Consider the following 17934-nt stretch of genomic DNA (forward strand, 5'->3'; position numbering starts at 1 on the left):
GCGGTCGATTCCATCAACGTTGTGCGGGGTCGGGCACCCCGCACGTGCGGAGCAGGTCCATTAGCCGGTCGAGGATGACGTCCAGGCCGCTCCAGTCCTGGGTGACGACGAGCGCGGGATTGTGCCGGGCCGCGATCACCTTCGCGCGGAACGCGTCGTGCACGGCTCCCTTATTTGCGATCTCGCCCTGGTAGGCGCTGAGCGCCGGGATGTGTGTCCCCCACACCACCGGGCGCAGGTTGCCAGTGGCCGGGTCGGTGAGGACATCGGCACCGAGGTACAGCTCGATGGAGCCGGCGAGGCCGTTGACGTTGCCGGTGTGCGGTCCGGTCGGTCCGGTCGACGGGTAGTTCGTCGCTACGTCAATCTCCGGGTAGTGGTCGACGGCGTAATGGCTGGGCAGCTGGACTCTGCGGAGGCTGCGTCGGGCCTCGCGGGCAGCAGTGTCGTTGTCGAGCAGGACGATCACCCGGTTGTTGACGCCGGCAGCGGCCAGCGACTTCACCGTGCTGAGGGCGACGGACGCGCCCCCGGGCACAGCTCCGAAGTCGTAGAATCGGACGAAGTTGCTCAGATGCGGGCGCCGGATCTCAATCGCGGCCTGCAGAAACTCGGCGTCGTTAGTGCCTTCGGTGATGACCACTGCCGGGGTGCGATTGAGAAACATGACGCTGAACATGACCGTGGCTGCGGTCTGAGGATCGAAGTTGTAGGCATCCAGGTACCCGTCGGAACAGAGGGCGGTCAGGTCGAGTAGGACCTCCTCGTTGGGGTCGTTGGCCTCGAGGAGCGCCCGCAGGAGCCACCGGGCGTCGAAGTTCTCCCAAAGCTCCATGAGAGGCTCGAGCTTGGTGTAGTCGTCCCCGGCGTGCTCGAACGGCTCGTAGGTCGGTAGGGCGGCTCGAACGCGTTCGACCCACTGATCGAACGTCATGCCGCGGAGCTCGGTGACGATCGCCTCGACGTTCTCTGCGCCCCACAACTCGGGTGTCGGGTGCTGGAGGAGTGGAGCACCCGGCTGAATCCGCAGGGGCCGGTCGAAGCGACCCAGATCCATGGCATCACAGCCACCGACGTCGCCCACGCGAACGGCTGGGTGATCGGCGCGCCCCCGGGACGTCTACCCGCGCCACTCCTCGACGCCTCAAGGCAGTTCACGCAGCGCCATGCGACGCTCGCCGTCCGACGACGACCCGGTGTACGGCAATGCCTGACGGACGGGCAGCCTTCCATAACTGTAGGACTTACACTACATTTATTGTGTGACTGAAGCTAGTTCCACTCCTCGATCTGCTCTGCGGCTGCTCGCCGAAACACTTCTTGCTCATCCCGGCGAGACGCCTGACACCACAAGCTCCGAACTGCTGCGGGTAGCCGCTTCGGTGCTGAATGAGCTCACTGCAGATCCACGGTCGATCATTCCGGTCGAGGACCTGCTTGCGGCCGTGCAGCACGAGTTCTGGACGACCTCCGCTGCCCGCGCGCTGCTGCGCGTGGTCGAGCGGGAGGACTTGATGGGCCTGCGGTACGCCGTAGGGGTGTGGGCTCAGGAGCTGTACGAGCGTTCGAGCGGAGCGGTCATCAACGCAACCACACCCCTCCCGACGGAACTGCGCATCAACCCGGAAGCCTGGCTCGAACTGTCCGCGACGCCGTTCTTCCACACGATTCAAGCGGTCCTCGGCGAACATCCAGAGGGCCAACGCGCACCGGAATGAAGCCCGGGTAGTCGTGACCTCCTCTCAGGTCTGCGCCATCGCACCAATCTCGGCTCACGTGGTCCGTGCGATTTCTGGCTCGATCAGTCTTCCGACGCGGTTGCGGTGCCGGGCACGCGAAGCTCGGCGAGTTCGTCCGGTCGGACGACCTGCAGCACGAAGATCGGGCCGACGAGGGAGCCGCCGCCGAAGGCGGCTTGTCGCTCCCCTCCCAGAAGAAGGAAGCCCGCCTGAGCCAGTGACTCCAGCTCGGCGGTGATGGACCGTTTGGCCTGACGCACAGCTCGCAGCCCCTGTTCCTCGACGTCGTCGGAGATGTCGCACCAGTCGGCGATGGTCTGGAGCGCCTCGTCGATGATGTCCTCGTGCTCGGGTGTGAGCTGCTTGGGGCATGCCGAGCGACCAGCCGTACGCGTGTGAGAGCAGCGGCCAGACATCGTCAGCGGAGCGCATCAGCGTCATCAGTGTGGGGCCGTCGTCCTCGCGGGCCGTGCCTAGCCGCGCCTGCACCCATAGCTCGTGCCGGTGCTTGAGAGTGCGCAGGTTCTGGGTCGTGTACCGGGATGGTTGGGCGTCGATCTGCGTGTGGTCGTTGGCGCACAGCAGGATCAGGTTGTCGTATCCGTCTCGGACACCGGGTTCGAGTGGTTCGTGTCGTGGTCCGCCGGGCGAGCGCGCGATGATGTGGGCCTCTTCTCCGATCAGCGCACCGGGAAGACCGCTCTCGTCACGGCGGACCAGTTCAGCCTGGCAGATCGCGCAGCGGTTGCCCGAGCGGCCCCACAATCGTTTACGCGTCTCGCTGGTGACCGTCACTTCGGCATGGTCGCACGCGAGCGGGCTGGCTGGGCCTGTGCAAGCGACCTTCTCTGCTCGTGCGGCTGGCCAGGCCTGCCGCTGCCGCGCGAACCCTGCCGCCCAGCGCAGCGACCGAGCCCACCGTCAGTACAACAGGCAGGTCCTACGGGCTCCAGGCCAGCACCTACTGCCCCGGACGCAGAGGTTGCCGACCTCCACAGCATCCTGGTGGACGCCAGCAGTGCACTGGGGACGGTGTCTGGCATGAACTGCCTCGACCTCGCGCAGTACGTCACCGATCACGAACACGCTCTTCTGCTGAGAACCGAGCATGAAGTCGCCACGACAGGGGAACTAGCCGCCGGCACCGGCGTCGACTGCGCCCGTACCCGTGGCTGGGCGGCCATGCGGGCCGTCGATAACGCCCACGCCAACGGCTGGCATCCCTCCATCGTGCTGATCGACTTAGCCAACGACCCAGCCGCGTTGCGTGCCGGCTACGCAGGCCCGATCCGGCGAGCTGTCGTTCGATCCCTTCACCGCGATCTGCTCAGCGACCAGCAGGTCGAAACCTGGAAGCGCGCAGAGGCAGCAGGAACGCTGCCCTGGACAGCTGACCGCAACCGCATCTTGGCGAAGTCGATCGGGGCTACGCAAGAACAAATTCGTTCATATGTTCGGCGTCAGGGCGACCGCTGAGTTCGGTGAGCCAACCAGGGCCTGGCATCCTGTAGCAGTGACAGACAACGATTTCGCCTCGGATGACGATTTTGGCCCAAGTGATGAAGTACCCGACGGTGTCTCGGACTGGGAGGATGCGCTCGCGCGCCTGACGGTTGCCGTGACCGAATGTCGCGAGCAGGTCACGGTGTCGCTGTATCCCCGCGACGTAACGGCGCAGTTGGACCAGTGCGAGGCTGCCGTAGACACGTTGCGCTCATCTGAGGCTGCCGACCCCGAGGATTACGTGACAGTTGACGAAACCCTGGCCGCGCTGGAGGTCGTCCTGTCGTCCCAGCCCGGGCTCGGCGGTTGGCAGCAGCCGTTGGACAATGCCCGAACTGCGCTGCACGACCTGCGTACCATCGATCCGGAAGACGCATAAGTTGCGTAGGAGTACCTCCTGATCTTCCTTGCTGGCAGCTAGCCGGTGCCGCTGGCACAGCGATGACAGTCGGTCCAATCAGCGATGGACACTGTCGGAACGTGGACGTCCGAAGGTCGCTGTCCCCACGAATGCCAGTCGCGGGCCCCACTTACGCAAGATCGCCACACCACTCTCGACTGAGCCGACCGAGGCACTAGCGGGTGATGCTGACGCCGTAGGCGTTCAAGCGGCGCCGGAGCGCGCGCAGGCCGACCGGAGTGTCAAAATCCGCCTGATTGCCCGGCGGCACCTGCGGGTCGGACATGGTCACAAGTCCGACTCCCGGTGGCAGGCGATCACCGAACAGGATGTAGCACTGGCCGGACGGTTCGCGGCGGCTGGGCCATACGAAGCCGGCGGTCCCGGGGAGATGGTTACGGATCCAATGGCCCCAGTGCCGGGTCTGGGCATAGTCGCGTGGATCGGCCGTGGTGAGCCAGGGGTCCTGTGACAAGGCGCCAAGGTCTCGGCCCGACAGGAGCGAAGTGATCTGGATGTCGCCGGTCAGTTCGACGGCGCTGATGCGACGGCCGATGATCTTGCGCTTGGTAAGGGTTCGGAGGGACCCGGTGAGGTCGAGGTCGCGCAGCAGCGTTTCGGATACGGCCACGTCGACGCTGCTGCCCATGTAGATGAAGAGGTAGCTGTCGTCGGCGGTCGCGTCGAAGCGTCCGCCCCCGTAGTAGCGGTGACTTAGGACTGGGCTGAACGAGTCGGCCGGGTGCCGGCTTTGGTGGACGCGGTAGAAGACGGTGCCGGCTGTGAGGGTCAGGTTCGTGGGAACGCCGGCCGGCGTCACGGGTGGTTTGATGTTGCCCAATGCCTTACCAGCTGTCGTTGTCGAGCTGAGCAAGCGCGGGCAGGATTTCCGGCTCGCGCGCGGTGCCGAGTAGGGCCGCGGGCTCGGTGCCGAGCCAGGAATTGATGCTCAGCCACCAGCCGATGCTGCCGAGCGGATCCGATTTCGGATCAAGGTACTCCCGCGACTCCAGAACTCTCGGGTGCACATTCCACGACAGCCGAACCTCCTCCGACGAACCGCCCTCTAATCCGGCGAGCCAGGCCACACTGCTTTCCGACTCGCTGACCTGCCACGGCGCCGCGTCGGCAACCACATGAAATTGAAACCGAGGGTAGAAGTTGATCTCTACGCCGGGAAGGTAGAGCGCACCCTCAAAGATTCGGGACTGGGCGTTCCACGCAAAGCAGTCGGCGATGATGCGCGACTGAGCGGCATCGGTCAGATAGTCGCTGACCGCGTTCGCGGGGGCGTCCGGGCCGGTCAAGCCATTCCGCGCATTGACGAGCAGACGCTGCATGCCTAACAACTGGCGGTCGGTGGCCGGAGACCGCTGGAACCGGCTCGGCTCCGCAGCCAGTTCCTCCCACACCGGGTGATCGTCCGGCAACCGCCGGGCCAGCGTTTGCGCCAGGTACCCGCTTGCGTCCGCCGGGTCGCCGTTGAGCTGAAGGCCGAGCTTTTCTCTGCCGAACGGTTCCGCGATGTGGGCGCGGCGGTGCACCTCGACCAGTTCGGCGACGCTAAGCGTCGCCTCGACGTTGTCCCAGTCCTCGAGGAGCGCTTCGAGGAAATCAGTCAGAGCCATCAGCGCTGAATGTACACAAGCCCGGCCCAATGCGCGGGGTGTTCAAACGGGCGCACAGCCAGGTTGCGGTAGCGCGGTACATGACGCATGGCGCGCAGCTGTGGCCGCAGCGCCTCAGGCAGCCAGTCCGCGTCCGCCCACTCGGTGAGCTCTGCGACGTTGACGTCGCTGACCGCGTAAGCCGCGGCCTCGAGCGCTGCCGCAGGCGGCGCTCCGGCCGCCAGTGCCTTGTAGAACAGGGCCACCAACACGGCGGTGCTGACGTCGCGGATCTTCCAGAGCGCGGCCACCGCCGACTGTGCTCCAGCGGCTAGCAGTGCGTAGGCCAGGCCGACGAGTTCGTCGGCGCCGCGCTGGTCGATGACCCCGCTCTGGCATGCGGTCGCGACCACCAGTTCCAGGTTCGGTGTGCCGACCTCGGCTATGTCGGAGATGGTCAGGCGCAGGTTGTCGCCGAGGACGAAGTGCGAGGCGAACGGGTCGGCCGGGTCGTAGCGGGCGTGGCATGCCAGGTGCAGATGAGTGGCGGCCGGTAGGTGGGTGGTGAGCCAGCCGCGGACACCCGTACCTGGCGGTGGTGTGTGCGTTTCGGGAAGGTAGCTGCGGATCGCATCGATCTCCGTCGCGGCGAATGGCAGGTCACCGGTCGGGTTGGCTACCGCGATCGCCGCCGCAGGCGATGCAGGGCCAGGTGTGTTCCTAGCGTGGGCGTTGACGAGGTAGCGGATCGAGGCGTGCTGCGCGAGGGTGCCGTCAGGTCCGGCGAGGGCGTGCAGCGGCAGCCCGGACAGTGGGCCGCAGGCGATGATGTTGAGCGTCTGGATCTTCTCGCTGCGCAGGATGTCAGCCAGCGGGTTCAGCAGTCCTTGATGCAGGAGGGCGGCGCAGTCATCCAGCGGTCCCATCAGGTCCGAGGCAGCATCTGCCTGCTGAATCCGGAGCAGGATGGGCAGGATCTCGGCCGTGCGCAGGGTCGCGGTCCAGGCGCCGGCGCCGCCGGCGGCGAGGATGACGGCGTACGAGCCGATGCTGGTCGTGCCGAGGTACAGCAGGGCGCTGCCGGGCGTGAGCCGGCCGACGATTGCCTCGTCGATATCGAGTTTGCCTGTCCAGCGCGCTCTAGAACGTTCGACGGTATGGATGGCCGCGCGGGCTTCATGTTGCTGGGCGTAGCAGAACGCTAGGCGCTGGTACAGGTCGCCGGCGGCGGCGACGTGCGCCAGCTTCGCGGCTTGGGTTGATGCCGCGGCGATGGTGTCGTCGGCCCAGCTGCACGCCTGTTCCAGGTAAATGATCGCTTGACCCCAACGGCCTTGCCACAGGTGTAGGCGGGCGAGGTTGTCCACCACGGTGTGGTGCAGCATCGTCGCGGGGGAACCATCCAGGGCGCGGACGCAGCCGGTCAGTAGTTCTTCCGCTTCGCGGTAGCCGTCAGGCCCGCGTTGGCTGAGCAAGGCGGCCAGGCCGCTGCGGGCAAGGATCGAGGTGGCGTCGGCATCTGGCACACCTGCAAGGGCATCGATCGCGGTGCGAAACCATGCTTCACCCCGCTCGGACAGGCCGGCCGGTGTCGTGATGTCGTGCGCGGCCAGAAGCTCGACGGCGATACTGCCAAAGTTCGTCAGGCTCCGTAACCGGGTGGGATGAGTGGGGCCAAGTTCGTCCAGCCGTGGTGCGAGGTCATCGACTTCGGTAAGCAGGGCGTCGGCGTCGACTTGGGTCGGGGCGAGTGTGAAGCGACTGGTGAGCGCGTTGACGTAGTTGCTGTCGAGCACGATCCGGTCGGGTCGGGTTAGCTTGTCCAGCTCGTCGTCGATCGCGCGGGCTTGGGCGAACAGTTCGAGTGCGCGCTCGTTGTTGTCTGCGGGACCGCCGGTGAGGCGCGAGCGGTACTTCGTGGCCAGGTTCGTGATGGCCCACAGGTTCTGCTCGGGTGCGTCGGGGAAGTACAGCGTGTGCAGGTGCAGGGCGTCTTCGAGCAGGGTGATGACGTGATCGAGCTCTTCGGCACCGGCGATGCGATCGGACCGCAGATGGGCAAGCGCGTAGTTGGTAGTGATGTCGGCGAGCGAGGCGAGCTGGCGACGGGTTGCCTCGGCGCGGCGGGTGGCGAGCATGCGGAGTGCTTCGCCGCGGTATTCGTCTGGGTCGTCGAGCATGAGGGCCGCGGTGTCGTTGGTGGCGGTGATCGCCAGCCTGGTACCGGACAGCCCGTGCTGGTCCAGCAGGGTCAGGAGTCGGCGGCCAGACGCGACGCCGTGCCGGACATCGTCTACGGTCCGGTTTGGATTGTTCTCCCGGGCGACGACGTCAGCGAGCAGGTCGAGCGCCTCGGCAACGACGGCATCGCCGGCGTCGATGCCTTCCGCTACATGCCGCAGGCGGGTTAGTTCCCGCATACGCAGCCGGACGGCCTGGGCTTGGTCGGGCGTCGGTTGTGCCGCGACGGTGTCCTGGCCCAGCCTGCGGACGACCGGCTGCCACTTTTCCTCGAACAGGCTGCTGGCCGCGTCGGCGTGGTCCGGGTCCGAGGTGAGGTAGCGGGCGAGGTCGTCCTGTAGGTGCGGCCACTCACCGGAGCTGCGGACACCTTCTAGCCAGGCGGCGCCGATCCCGTCGAAGCCTGTGCCGGGTTCGGCTATGGATTGAAGGGCGAAGCCGAGGTAGCGGCGGGCAACGAACGGGAACACTTCAGCGGGGCACACCGCGACAGGTGTGGTTGTGCGTCCATCTTCGGTCGGAAGGTGGTCGGTGAAGATCTCGGTGAGGACCTCGACCGCCTTTTCGGACCTGATGTTGCCGCTGACGAGGAATTCGACGGGGTCGCCGGGCCTGGTCAGCAGGACCGGCAGATCGATGGCCAAATCGGTCCCGCAGCTGGTGCACCTTGCGGTCGGAAAGGCCCGATCGAGCTCGTCGAGCGCACGCCGATCGCGCCAATCGAGGAACACCGGTCTCGTGACATGCTGCATTTCCTGGCATGCCGAGCAGATCAGTGACGCAGTGCGACGACGTACGACGAACAACTCCTCGGCTTCATCTGGCACAGCATCATCATGCCGCGCAACCGAATCAGCGTGGGGCCGCTTCACGTAAGCAGTGAGCGCGATCGAGCGGATATGCAGGCGGCTTAGTCCGGCACCGATCCAGACTGTGGAGACATTCATGCTGGCGGTCGGGCGACATCACGCACACATCGATCCAGCTCGCTCGTGCCTGCCGCATCTCTCATGGCCCGCTGGAGACGTCGCGAGCTGCAGCGTCCACTCATCCAGCCCGACGCGACAGTGTTGCTCCCGCTCGCGTGGTGCAGCGCGTCGCTGAATTATTCGCTGCTATGACCTCCCGGGCGGCGGCCTCCGGCCCGGGCAATCTTGGCCAGCTGATCGACTCGCTGGGCCGAGATGCCTAACCGAGTCGCCAGCTGGCGATGCGACATGCCGGGCACCGTCGCCAACACCTCGGTGATGGCCGAATCCCGCTCGGCCGCGACCAGGCTCACCTGCTCCTGCAAGACGGCGATGAGCTCGCCGTACTCCATCGCCCGCTCCAGCGGGTCAGCCCGACGGCCGATACGGCGAGTCGCCCGAGCGATGGCTTCCACCATCGTCGAGAAGCTCGCTGCCGCCACAATCCCATCACAAAGTGCCAAGAGCCCTTGGCAGTTCGAGGCGCGCGGCGTTCACTCGACACCAAGCCCGGTTGGCAAAGCGTAGTTTTAGACCTACACTAGGGTTGTCATCATGCGCCCCGACCGGGAAGGGAGGGGTTGTGGCCCGTCAATACCCCCCGCCAGCCACCTACCTCGCCGAAGGCGGCACTTGGCCGGACGGCCCGTTCGGACCTGACGCACCGGTCCTGACCGTAGCGGCAGCTCAGTACACCGCAGCGGTGCGTACAGAGTTGGAGCGACGAGGCTGGAGCATCGCCCGGCTGGCCCGGGAAACAGGGATGACCGCCTCGTGGGCGTCGCGGATGCTGCGTGGTCTCGCCTGGGCAGATATGGACGCGGTCATCCGTATCGAGCAGGTGCTGCAGGTCAGCTTCTTCCCCGAGGACAGCGCGTGACCCTGTGCGGCTGAACTAGATAGGTGTCCGCCGGTGATCAGTCCCTGTCGGCGCGGCGTGGCAGACTTCCCCCATGCCACGCCGCCGCGGAGTCCTGGGACCACCCAACGGCTACCTAGCCCCCGACGGCGTCTGGCCCGACGGCCCGTTCCAGGACGACACCCCCGAGACGGTGCTGGTCGCCGCCCAGATCGCCGCCCGCCTCCGAGACGTCGTCGCCGAAGCCGGCCTGAACGTCACCCAGGTCAGCGACGGCCTCGGCATCGCCCGCAGCACCTACTACGACATCGTCACCAACGGCGCCACCCTGCCCGACCTGCACACCATCGTCCGCGCCGAGGCCTTCCTCAACACACGACTCTGGCCGCGAACCTGACCTCATCCCGCACACGGATGCGAGGGACGGCGAGCGCGCGTGCCCGCCGCCGGGTTGGAGTCACTCGACCTGAAGGTCGAGCCGGCTGCTACCGCCCGACTACTCGGGCATGGGCAGGTCTTCAGGCGGTTCAGTGCGCCTTGGTTGGTCGGTTGATTCACCCGTTGGCTGCGTCATACCTCGGTTGCCGAGCGCTTTGACTGCCTGAGCTGCCAGCTCGGCGAAAGCTTGTGCGTATTCGGCATGCACCTTCTGGACGGCCTCCGCCACGGCGAGCCGGATCTGTAGAGGTGAGGCGTCTGGTTCGCCTCGACGCGGCTCGGGGGAAGGGGCGGGTGCCTGCAGGGAGCGTGAGGGCGTGATGGAGAAGCCCGCGGCGACCAGGTCGCCGAGTGGGACGACCCAGGTTCGTGCCGGGTCATCGCGCTGACGTGCATGCGGCAAATCCCCGGCGCGAAGTCGGCGCTTGATGGTGTCCACGCTGACGCCAGCGAGCTGCGCAGCGTGGCGCAGCGAGTACTCCCACTGCGCCTGACTCATACCACAAAGTGTAGTAGTAATGCTACATCAAGTCAGGTGCGTCGCTGCTGGCCTGCGCGAGCGCGATGGTGCGCGCACGTCCCACTTGCGGCTGACAAAGCACCACGCCGTCCACCCATAGCGCCGCGACTGCTCGAACGTCGGCAACATGATGCGCCGGCCTCAGTGTCCCCAACGCGTCCCAGCAGAACCTGCTTGCTTTCCGTGTCGGGTCACGCACGTTAATGGATACGGGGGTTGCAGGGCTCTCTCGAAATGCCCTAGGGCAAACAGTCGAGGAAACAGCAAGGGCAGTCTGCGATACGGACCGCCCGAGTGCCGAAAGTCTTCCGCCGATCACCCCGCTTCTCCAAGGGTGAGCCCCTCCAACACCGCGGCGGAGCTTCCACCACGATCAGAAGTCCCAAACGAGTCCCACGCACCTGGCGCACCAACCATGCTGCCGCAGCCTGAATGAACCGCCGCTCGACGGCGCGATCGGCGGCAGTGGGCGCGTTCATGCATCCCAACTGCGCAATAGAGGACACCCCGTCCTCCGATGCCCTAGGGCAAGCGGCCGGCTGCCCCATGCAACGAAGCTCGCGCCCACCAGCCGTCGCGATCTACGGTCCATCACACGCGGCCGGCACCCATCCACCTCAACTTGTTAGGAGCAATGAACTATGTCTACCTCTCGTGCCACCGGCTTGCCGCCGGGAATCGAGGCCCGCGGCAACGGCTTCCGCGGGCGGTATCGGACGTCGCCGGAGTCGAAGAAGACGACGTGGAGCAGGGCGTTCCCGACCGCTGAGCTGTGCCAGGAGTTTCTCTCCGAAGCTCGCGACCGGTGGGCACAGGGCATGCCGACGCCGAAGCTGTACGGGTACTCGATTCGTCGCACGTGGACCTTCAACGACTACGCGCTGGGCCCGTGGTGGGAGCATTACCGGCGCGGCGGTCAGCGGGACCAGACGGCCAAGAGCATGTTGTCGTTCCTGAGGCGGCATGTTCTGACGGCAGAGTGGACGAAACTGCCATTGAGCGAGGTCGGACGCAACCGGCTTCAGAACTGGTTCGATATGAGAGTCGATGGGGCGCCGTCGGATGCGATGAACGCCGACCCGCGTTACGACTATGCCGCAGACATGGCTGCGCTCATCAACACGTGCGGCCCTTCAGTGACGACGATGACCGAGGACCAGCTCGGTCTGCTCCTCTGGCTAGTCAAGGACGTGTTCAAGGCTGCCGCGGACGATGATGACATCGATTTCTCCAAAACCCCGGCGGCGCTAGTCAAGTTGAAGACGCGTCCGGCCGAGGTGCGTGCCGTCCAGACAGACGCCGAAAACCTTAGAAAGCTCATGAGGCAGGTGACGCGGGAGCACGTCCAGGTCTATGCGCGGCTGCTACCGGACTGCGACCTGGTGCCGCTGGGCCTGATGTACGCGTGTGGGTTACGCGTCGGAGAGGCGTACGGGCTGCGCATTTGTGACTGGGACAGCAGCAATCGGCGCCTGTCGGTCGTCCGCCAGTACCAGCCGACTAAAGACCCGGCCACCGGCATGGTCACGCTCTCGTCGAACCTGCTCAAGACGGCTGCATCCAAGCGGTTCATGTACGTGCCGGCCATTCTCGCGACCGCAATCGACCGCTACATCGAAACATTTCACGGCCCTGACCCAGACCCGACGACGGCAATCTGTGTCGGTGTCGAGGGTCCTGAACGGCCGTGGGGACGTAGATCGGCGTTTGGGCGGCGAGTGAAGGCGTGCGCGCAGGCGGCCGGTCTGCAGGTTCTCACACCCGAACGGAGCTACTTACCGGTCACACCTCACCCGCACGCGTTCCGCAAGTCGATTGCGAGCGAACTGCACGCCGCCGGCATTGCCGACGTCGTCATCTCCCGCTTCCTCGGGCACAAGCTCACGGGGCGGTTCGAAGGAGCGTCGGTCACCGCCGAGCACTACCTCGACGCCTTCGACCGCGACCTGCGCCAGTGCGCCGAGTCAGTCAACTCGATGCTCAAGACGATGGACGTGGCGTTCCTCCCGCAGGACCGCTCGCAGTTCGTGTCACCGCGGGAAGCGGCAGAGATGCTTGGCATACAGGTCGGACGGGTCTACAAGCTCATGCAGCTCGGGCAGCTAACGCCCATCGAGGACAAGCTGTTGCTGTTCACCTTCGGTCGTCGCTGTATGACCTACCTGCGGCGTGCTGAAGTAGAGGCCGTGAACGCCATGCGCCGACCCGACCCCTCCGTCGCAGTCGCCGCAACCGAAGCCGCTGCCATGCTCGACGTCGATGTCCCAACGATTCTGGCTGCCGCCCGCCAGGAGCCACCGGAGCTGACGCGCTGGAGCGGCCCAGCGCTGTCGGGAAAGCCACGACACACCTACATCACGATTTCCTCGATCGAGGAATGGAGGTCCCGGTGCGCGGCGATCGATTCCGATGATCTGCTGTGTGGCGCCGCCGCCGACCGCGCCTCCGGGACGAAACTTCGACGGGTCGGCTTCGAGCTGCTGCCGTGGGAGATGTTCAAAGGCCGCCGCTACTACCGAACCGAGGCACTGCGTGCGTTCTCCGACGCCGGCCGCCCCGACGGGCACGTCCGCGCCTGGCAGGCCGCGATGACTGCGGGCATGTCCCACGAGGACTTCGTCGCTGCTGCGGGATTGTCCGGCGCGGTCGCGGATCCCTACGCGTGGATTGATGCCGACATCATCAAGCAGATCACCGCCGCGAAAGAACACCAGCGCCGCCAGAACGAGTGGCTTCGGGTGAGAGCACGCGCCGAGAACCCCACGGTCGACGTACCCGAGCGACCGGATGCGCAGGTCTGGATTCCGCTCCCGCAGGCCGCGGCCGCACTGAAGTTGGCTGCGGTCACGGTCGAGAACATGCTGGCCAGCGAGGGCGCGCCCCGGCATCGGTACGGCAAGACGACCTTCGTCCGAAAGATCGATGTCGCTGCGGCGTCCCGCTACCAGATCCCGGACGGCTACATCACCAGCATGCAGGCCCAGGGGCTTACCGGCGCGTCGCGTAGCTGGATCAAGCGGCAGTGCCGCAAAGGCGAATTCACCGCGCGGCTCGCGACCGGTATCCACGGCAAGCGTTGGCTCATCCTCGCCTCCGACGTCCACGCCTGGATCAAGCGGAACGACCCGACGCTGTCGCAACTGATGACTGTCGGCGACGTGGTTCGCGAACTCGGCTCGACCTACATCCGGGTCACCAATGCGATCCAGGCCGGAGAACTGCCCAGCGATGGCGACGTAAACACCCGCACGACCCGAGGCAAGGCCCGTGTGCGGCGCAGCGACTTCGAAGCTTTCAAGCTCGTCCACGCCCCTCTCCCACACCACATCACGGTCAGCGAACTGCGCGCTCAGCTTGCTGTCGCCGAGACGAACGTGAGTGTCGAGTACCTGCATCGTGCCTTGCGAACCGGCAAGATTGACGGCACCCAGCAGTTCACGGTGACCGGGCGGCGGTGGTGGCTGCCGCCGTCGGCCTTCGAGCAGGTCACTGCGATGCTGGCCGACGGCTACCTCCGGCCCGCTGAAATTCTTCGGCAAGCCGGCTTCACCCCACATCCCCGGCTCCACACCACGCTCACCCAAGCGGCCGTTCGCGGCTTGGTGCCCGGCGCGATGCGGCCCGTCGGATGGAAGCGCTGGGCATACCCGCCCGAATGCGCCGCCGCCGTGCGCAACCTGCTGGTCGCTCGCGGATTCGTCGCTGATGAGCAGCTGCCGCTCCAGGCGGCGTGAAAGCCGCTACCGCCACCGGCACCAGGAACCGCCGCGGTCAAATCACGCTTGCTTCGAGCAGGTCCGCAGCGGGTCCAGGTCGGACAAGCGCTGCCTCTCTACCGCCAAGTGGACAGGACTGCCGAGCTAGCCATTATCGGTTCCGGGCTCGGCTAGCATCCGGTCGTGGCCGATAACAAACTGACTAAATCGACCGGCGAACACTGGGTGTGCACCGTGCTGTCCAGTCTGGGCTGGGCCGCCGCGCTGACACGCGACGGCGTTGAACGCACCGATATCCTTGCGACCCGCTCCGACAATTCGGCCGTGATCTCCGTCCAGGTGAAAGCCACTCGTTCCCACGCCAAGCCGAATTGGGTGCTCGGCGTCAAGAGTCTCCAACCAGCCCGCATGCCCCACGAGTGGTACGTCCTTGTCAGCCTGCCGATGACGGCGTGGCAGGCACCGGCAAGCTACGTCGTACCACGCGATCACGTCGCGGCCGGTTTCTGGATCGCGTATCAGGACTGGCTGACCGAACCAGGTATCCCCGCCGGCAAACGCAATACCAGCCTCGCCGCAGCGCACACCTTCGCACCAGCGTTCGCTGGCTACCACGAGCGATGGGACCTGCTCGACCAAGCGACCACTACCGCGCCCGTCCTACTGCCCCAGACTTACCGGCGGCTCGCCACCGACTCCCGCGTCGGCCTGCCACCCGAGCACCCGTGGCGCAACAACCTGCCGCGCTGGTGACCAGCATCTGAGACCACTACGTGCTGCCTTCCCCTGATGCACTGCAGGCATGTGGTTACGGGAAGTAACCGATCCGCGACCGCGCTAACGAAGCGACCGAGGTGCGGTGGGTGGGCCGGAGATATCCGGCCCAGAATGACCTCCTCTGCCGCTGGCACTGCAGTTACTGCCTCTACGGTCACCGCCTCACTCCTCACGCGCCTTTTGGTCGATGTCGGGGCCGAACAGCTGTGCAGGCGGCCGGCCGGTCTCGGCGCGGACGAGCTCGGCCAGGTCCTTGCGCGCCGCGGCCAGGACACGTGACCGCTCGCTCAGCAGCGTCCGTTGCTCATCGATCGATGCGCCCACGACGGCCGTCCGGGCCTTGATAAGCGGCGTTTGCGCTGCGCCTTCTCCTAAGACCGCGAACATCTGGTTGCACGCATCGAGGACCGCGTTCGACAACTCGACGCCCCGGGGGGACGCGCACGCCCACGCCCGCGACCACGCGTCCATCAACGGCCCAAGGTCAACCCGCAGCCAATCGTGCAACACCATCGCATCCATCGGCTTGCGTTGGCCGAGAGTAACGGCCAGCCCCTCGCCAAGACCGGAGCGCGTCTTCACCGTCGTCAAAAGAGTGTCCATCCGAAACGCAAGGTTCTGACTTGCCACCAGAAGGTCCACGTACGCGCGCTCCCGGGCATCAGCCTCGGCGGCCTTACCGGCAGCATGTCCCTGCCACCAGGTGCCGCCGACGGCCGCAAGAGCCCCGATCAGGGCACCTCCGAGCGCGGCGAGAACGCTGATCGCCTCGCCGCTCATGCTCGCCGCTCCCATCCGCCGCGGCGCGCGATCTGCGCCAGCTGATTCATCCGATACCGCGACAAGCACGGATCCATCGCCAGCCGCCGGTGCGACGGATGCGTGTGCGCAGCGAGTACGTCTTTCAGTGCCTTGTCACGCTCGCTAGCGACGAGTTCACAATGCTCGGACAGCGCCCGTCTCAGGGTCGTCAGAGCCACCGTCCGCCCCAGCGGGCCGCCGATGCGGGCCTGTCGGCGCTCCACGGCAGCGACTACCCGGATCAGCGCCGGGTTGTCATCGCTGGCAGGCAAAGCCGCGAGATGCTCTTCGAGCGTGGTCATACCCGTCAGCTTCGTGCTAGCTAGGGCGGTAATCACGGAAGGCTCGCCGACGATGTCGGCTACCGCCCTGCCATACCGGCAGCGGCCCGCCCGGGCGTCCGAGGGCTTTCCGCCCGAGCTTGCCGACGTCATCGACGATTAGGCATGTCATCCGAGCGGTGGTCCGGGTGCACCTTGCAGCGGTAATCCGCCGGAGCTCCACCAGCGAGAGCGTGTAGTAGCCGGAGGCGCCGCGTACCTTGCGCTGCCAGATCGGCCGGAACTCTTTCGAGAATGCGCTCATAGATCGGCACCGCCGCATATGGGAGTTACGTCAAAGCCCTCCCCTACGCTCGGCCGGTGCAACGATAGAACCGCACCCCACCATCGGCTTGGGGGCAGCAGCGGGCCACGTCTCGCGTCAGCTGGCTGCCCGGGGCTGGGCGGTCGCGGCCTCGCACGCATCGACAAGCGGCTGCCACAGTAGATGGACGGCCCCAGGCACCAGGATGTAGGCGCGCTGCCGAGCCCTCGTCATCACGACATAAAGCAGGCGCGATAGCTTTGGATACGGTGGCCGTTCGCGCCCGTGGAACTCATCCTGCTGCAGCAGCAAGATCGTCGCGTCAGCCTCCCGACCCTTCGTCTGATGCAGGTTCATGACCTGCACCGGACGCGGCCGCAGGCGGGCGTCGCCGAGCAGGGCGGCATTCTGAGCATGCTCCACCTCTGCCACCACGTCCTCCACGGATCCACCGGTGAGCAGCAGCCGCATCGCCGAAAGCATCCTCCGCCCAGCTTCCACCCAAACCTGCTGGCCCCGGTGCGCGCCGAGCCGCCCGTAGGCGCCGACGACTACTTCCCCGAGACGGTCGACGTCGAGCGGTTCAGCTGCAGCCCCCAAATCGTTCAGGACCAACCGCAGGGCACGCTCGAAGCCAGGGTTAGAGCGGTCCATGATTTGTGTGACCAATGGTGTTGTGGCGCGGTAGTTGGCCGCGACGAAGACGGCCAGGTCTCGCCGTCCGCCAGCCGTGCGATCGATCGCCCATCGCAGGAGCCCGAGTTGGGCATTCAGCGCCTCGCCATACGCCTCGGTCAACCCGACCTGCTCGTGCCGGACACCCGCCGCGGTCAGGGCATCGGACAACCCCGTCGTCGCCGCGTTCGTATGGGTAAAGATGCTTACGCTGCAGCTGCGGGCCCGCTCGGCACGAACGATGGAAATGACCTCGTCGGTGGCGGACTCCTCGCTGACCCGGGAAACGATCAGGCGGCCGTCCTGGACGGCTTGGACGACGGCGGGATCGTTGAATCGGCGTTCGCGGGCAGCATCAGCTGCTGCCGGGAGCACACCGGACGGGTCGCGGTGACTGGCCCGCGGCAGATCGATCTGGACCGCACCCGGCAGGCTGAGCGCTGCAGCAATCCTTGCCTCCGGGTCTATTCCCTTCATCTCGGCGTAGATGCACTGGTTGACGTCACCAAGCAGGATGCGCCGTGCCTGCGGCGCGACAGTCTGCAAGAAGGCCCACTCCTGGTCGTTCGTATCCTGAAACTCGTCACAGATCACCAGCGAATACCGGCGGTTGTAGTGCGCTGCGACGGCAGGCTTGCCGAGCAAACCGAGAGCGGCGGGCAGCAGGTCGTCGTAAGTCATGCCCGCCGGGCCGCCGGGCACCTTGCTGTTGGGCGCGGACAGGAGCCGAGATTGCTTGGCGTAGCCAAAGGCAGGACCGAAGTCGCTGATAACCTTCCACGCGAAGCCGTGGAACGTCATGACGTCGATCCGTTCGAGCAGATTACTGGCGACGTTGGTGGCCCGGTCGAGCACCTGCGCCACCGCGGTGCGGGAGAACGACAGGAACAGCACTCGCGCTTGGGCGGGCAGGCAAGCCGGCTTACCTGCCTGGCCTAGATCCCGACGTAGCTGCTCCCGCCGGCTGTCCGCCACGAGCAGGTGCCCGGTAGCGGCAACTGCTGCCGTCGTCGTTTTGCCTGTTCCGGCACCGCCGAGTACGACTGCTACCGGCGCCCGCGTGTTGATGACCTCGAGCTGTGTTCCAACGGCCTGGTACATGCCG

At 66.1% G+C, this 17934-nt stretch carries 17 protein-coding genes; 7 read left to right on the plus strand and 10 right to left on the minus strand.

All coding sequences use genetic code 11. The features are described from left to right. Window positions 1-13: 13 nt before the first annotated feature. Window positions 14-1057 (minus strand): hypothetical protein, encoded by a 1044-nt coding sequence (locus VGB75_06050; GenBank protein ID HEY0166588.1) that lies wholly within the window; start codon window positions 1055-1057, stop codon window positions 14-16. Between the two features lie 205 nt (window positions 1058-1262). On the opposite strand from VGB75_06050, the gene VGB75_06055 reads away from it, so the two are divergent. Further along, a complete protein-coding gene (locus VGB75_06055) occupies window positions 1263-1718 on the plus strand; it encodes a hypothetical protein (protein HEY0166589.1) in 456 nt (151 codons plus the stop codon). Between the two features lie 83 nt (window positions 1719-1801). On the opposite strand, the gene VGB75_06060 is transcribed toward VGB75_06055, so the two are convergent. Beyond that, window positions 1802-2155, minus strand: a complete 354-nt coding sequence (locus VGB75_06060; GenBank protein ID HEY0166590.1) for a hypothetical protein — start codon at window positions 2153-2155, stop codon at window positions 1802-1804. Between the two features lie 625 nt (window positions 2156-2780). Here VGB75_06060 and VGB75_06065 point away from each other — a divergent pair. Further along, on the plus strand, window positions 2781-3215 hold the full coding sequence (locus VGB75_06065; protein HEY0166591.1) for a hypothetical protein: 435 nt from the start codon (window positions 2781-2783) through the stop codon (window positions 3213-3215). A gap of 37 nt (window positions 3216-3252) precedes the next feature. Further along, window positions 3253-3621 carry a hypothetical protein gene (locus tag VGB75_06070; protein ID HEY0166592.1) on the plus strand — a complete coding sequence of 123 codons (369 nt, stop codon included), beginning with the start codon at window positions 3253-3255 and terminating at the stop codon, window positions 3619-3621. Between the two features lie 196 nt (window positions 3622-3817). Here VGB75_06070 and VGB75_06075 read toward each other — a convergent pair whose 3' ends face one another. From VGB75_06075 to VGB75_06090, 4 genes are all read right to left on the minus strand, one after another. Then, the gene (locus VGB75_06075) at window positions 3818-4483 is read right to left on the minus strand and encodes an RES family NAD+ phosphorylase (protein ID HEY0166593.1); all 666 of its coding nucleotides are present in this window, start codon (window positions 4481-4483) and stop codon (window positions 3818-3820) included. A gap of 4 nt (window positions 4484-4487) precedes the next feature. Further along, window positions 4488-5270: a hypothetical protein gene (locus VGB75_06080; GenBank protein HEY0166594.1), complete on the minus strand. Its 783-nt coding sequence runs from the start codon at window positions 5268-5270 to the stop codon at window positions 4488-4490. Next, window positions 5270-8437, minus strand: coding sequence for a CHAT domain-containing protein (locus VGB75_06085; GenBank protein HEY0166595.1), 3168 nt, complete (start codon window positions 8435-8437; stop codon window positions 5270-5272). The genes VGB75_06080 and VGB75_06085 overlap by 1 nt, the downstream gene beginning before the upstream one ends. A gap of 158 nt (window positions 8438-8595) precedes the next feature. Then, entirely contained in the window at window positions 8596-8901 is a 306-nt protein-coding gene (locus VGB75_06090) for a hypothetical protein (protein HEY0166596.1), read from the minus strand. Between the two features lie 260 nt (window positions 8902-9161). Here VGB75_06090 and VGB75_06095 point away from each other — a divergent pair, with 260 nt between their 5' ends. Both VGB75_06095 and VGB75_06100 read left to right on the plus strand, forming a co-directional pair. After that, entirely contained in the window at window positions 9162-9338 is a 177-nt protein-coding gene (locus tag VGB75_06095; GenBank protein HEY0166597.1) for a helix-turn-helix transcriptional regulator, read from the plus strand. Window positions 9339-9411: 73 nt separating this feature from the next. Beyond that, entirely contained in the window at window positions 9412-9714 is a 303-nt protein-coding gene (locus tag VGB75_06100; protein HEY0166598.1) for a helix-turn-helix transcriptional regulator, read from the plus strand. A 99-nt stretch (window positions 9715-9813) separates the two neighbouring features. Here VGB75_06100 and VGB75_06105 read toward each other — a convergent pair whose 3' ends face one another. Next, window positions 9814-10254: a helix-turn-helix domain-containing protein gene (locus VGB75_06105; GenBank protein ID HEY0166599.1), complete on the minus strand. Its 441-nt coding sequence runs from the start codon at window positions 10252-10254 to the stop codon at window positions 9814-9816. A gap of 662 nt (window positions 10255-10916) precedes the next feature. Here VGB75_06105 and VGB75_06110 point away from each other — a divergent pair. Then, entirely contained in the window at window positions 10917-14009 is a 3093-nt protein-coding gene (locus VGB75_06110) for a helix-turn-helix domain-containing protein (protein ID HEY0166600.1), read from the plus strand. Between the two features lie 165 nt (window positions 14010-14174). Further along, entirely contained in the window at window positions 14175-14744 is a 570-nt protein-coding gene (locus VGB75_06115; GenBank protein ID HEY0166601.1) for a hypothetical protein, read from the plus strand. 186 nt (window positions 14745-14930) lie between these two features. Here the strand turns inward: VGB75_06115 and VGB75_06120 are convergent, their stop codons facing one another. The 3 genes from VGB75_06120 to VGB75_06130 form a co-directional block, all read right to left on the minus strand. After that, the gene (locus VGB75_06120) at window positions 14931-15548 is read right to left on the minus strand and encodes a hypothetical protein (GenBank protein ID HEY0166602.1); all 618 of its coding nucleotides are present in this window, start codon (window positions 15546-15548) and stop codon (window positions 14931-14933) included. Then, window positions 15545-15871: a hypothetical protein gene (locus tag VGB75_06125; GenBank protein ID HEY0166603.1), complete on the minus strand. Its 327-nt coding sequence runs from the start codon at window positions 15869-15871 to the stop codon at window positions 15545-15547. The genes VGB75_06120 and VGB75_06125 overlap by 4 nt, the downstream gene beginning before the upstream one ends. A gap of 400 nt (window positions 15872-16271) precedes the next feature. Further along, window positions 16272-17930 carry a UvrD-helicase domain-containing protein gene (locus tag VGB75_06130; protein HEY0166604.1) on the minus strand — a complete coding sequence of 553 codons (1659 nt, stop codon included), beginning with the start codon at window positions 17928-17930 and terminating at the stop codon, window positions 16272-16274. Window positions 17931-17934: the final 4 nt, after the last annotated feature.

The sequence above is a fragment of the Jatrophihabitans sp. genome (genome assembly GCA_036399055.1).
In the GTDB taxonomy this organism is placed as follows: Bacteria; Actinomycetota; Actinomycetes; order Mycobacteriales; family Jatrophihabitantaceae; genus Jatrophihabitans_A.

Excerpts from the sequence above, each read along its gene's own strand:
- VGB75_06110 (HEY0166600.1), top strand. The coding sequence starts at position 10,917 with ATGTCTACCTCTCGTGCCACCGGCTTGCCGCCGGGAATCGAGGCCCGC.
- VGB75_06130 (HEY0166604.1), bottom strand. The coding sequence starts at position 17,930 with ATGTACCAGGCCGTTGGAACACAGCTCGAGGTCATCAACACGCGGGCG.
- VGB75_06050 (HEY0166588.1), bottom strand. The coding sequence starts at position 1,057 with ATGGATCTGGGTCGCTTCGACCGGCCCCTGCGGATTCAGCCGGGTGCT.
- VGB75_06060 (HEY0166590.1), bottom strand. The coding sequence starts at position 2,155 with ATGTCTGGCCGCTGCTCTCACACGCGTACGGCTGGTCGCTCGGCATGC.
- VGB75_06125 (HEY0166603.1), bottom strand. The coding sequence starts at position 15,871 with ATGACCACGCTCGAAGAGCATCTCGCGGCTTTGCCTGCCAGCGATGAC.
- VGB75_06080 (HEY0166594.1), bottom strand. The coding sequence starts at position 5,270 with ATGGCTCTGACTGATTTCCTCGAAGCGCTCCTCGAGGACTGGGACAAC.
- VGB75_06085 (HEY0166595.1), bottom strand. The coding sequence starts at position 8,437 with ATGAATGTCTCCACAGTCTGGATCGGTGCCGGACTAAGCCGCCTGCAT.
- VGB75_06105 (HEY0166599.1), bottom strand. The coding sequence starts at position 10,254 with ATGAGTCAGGCGCAGTGGGAGTACTCGCTGCGCCACGCTGCGCAGCTC.
- VGB75_06100 (HEY0166598.1), top strand. The coding sequence starts at position 9,412 with ATGCCACGCCGCCGCGGAGTCCTGGGACCACCCAACGGCTACCTAGCC.
- VGB75_06120 (HEY0166602.1), bottom strand. The coding sequence starts at position 15,548 with ATGAGCGGCGAGGCGATCAGCGTTCTCGCCGCGCTCGGAGGTGCCCTG.
- VGB75_06065 (HEY0166591.1), top strand. The coding sequence starts at position 2,781 with ATGAACTGCCTCGACCTCGCGCAGTACGTCACCGATCACGAACACGCT.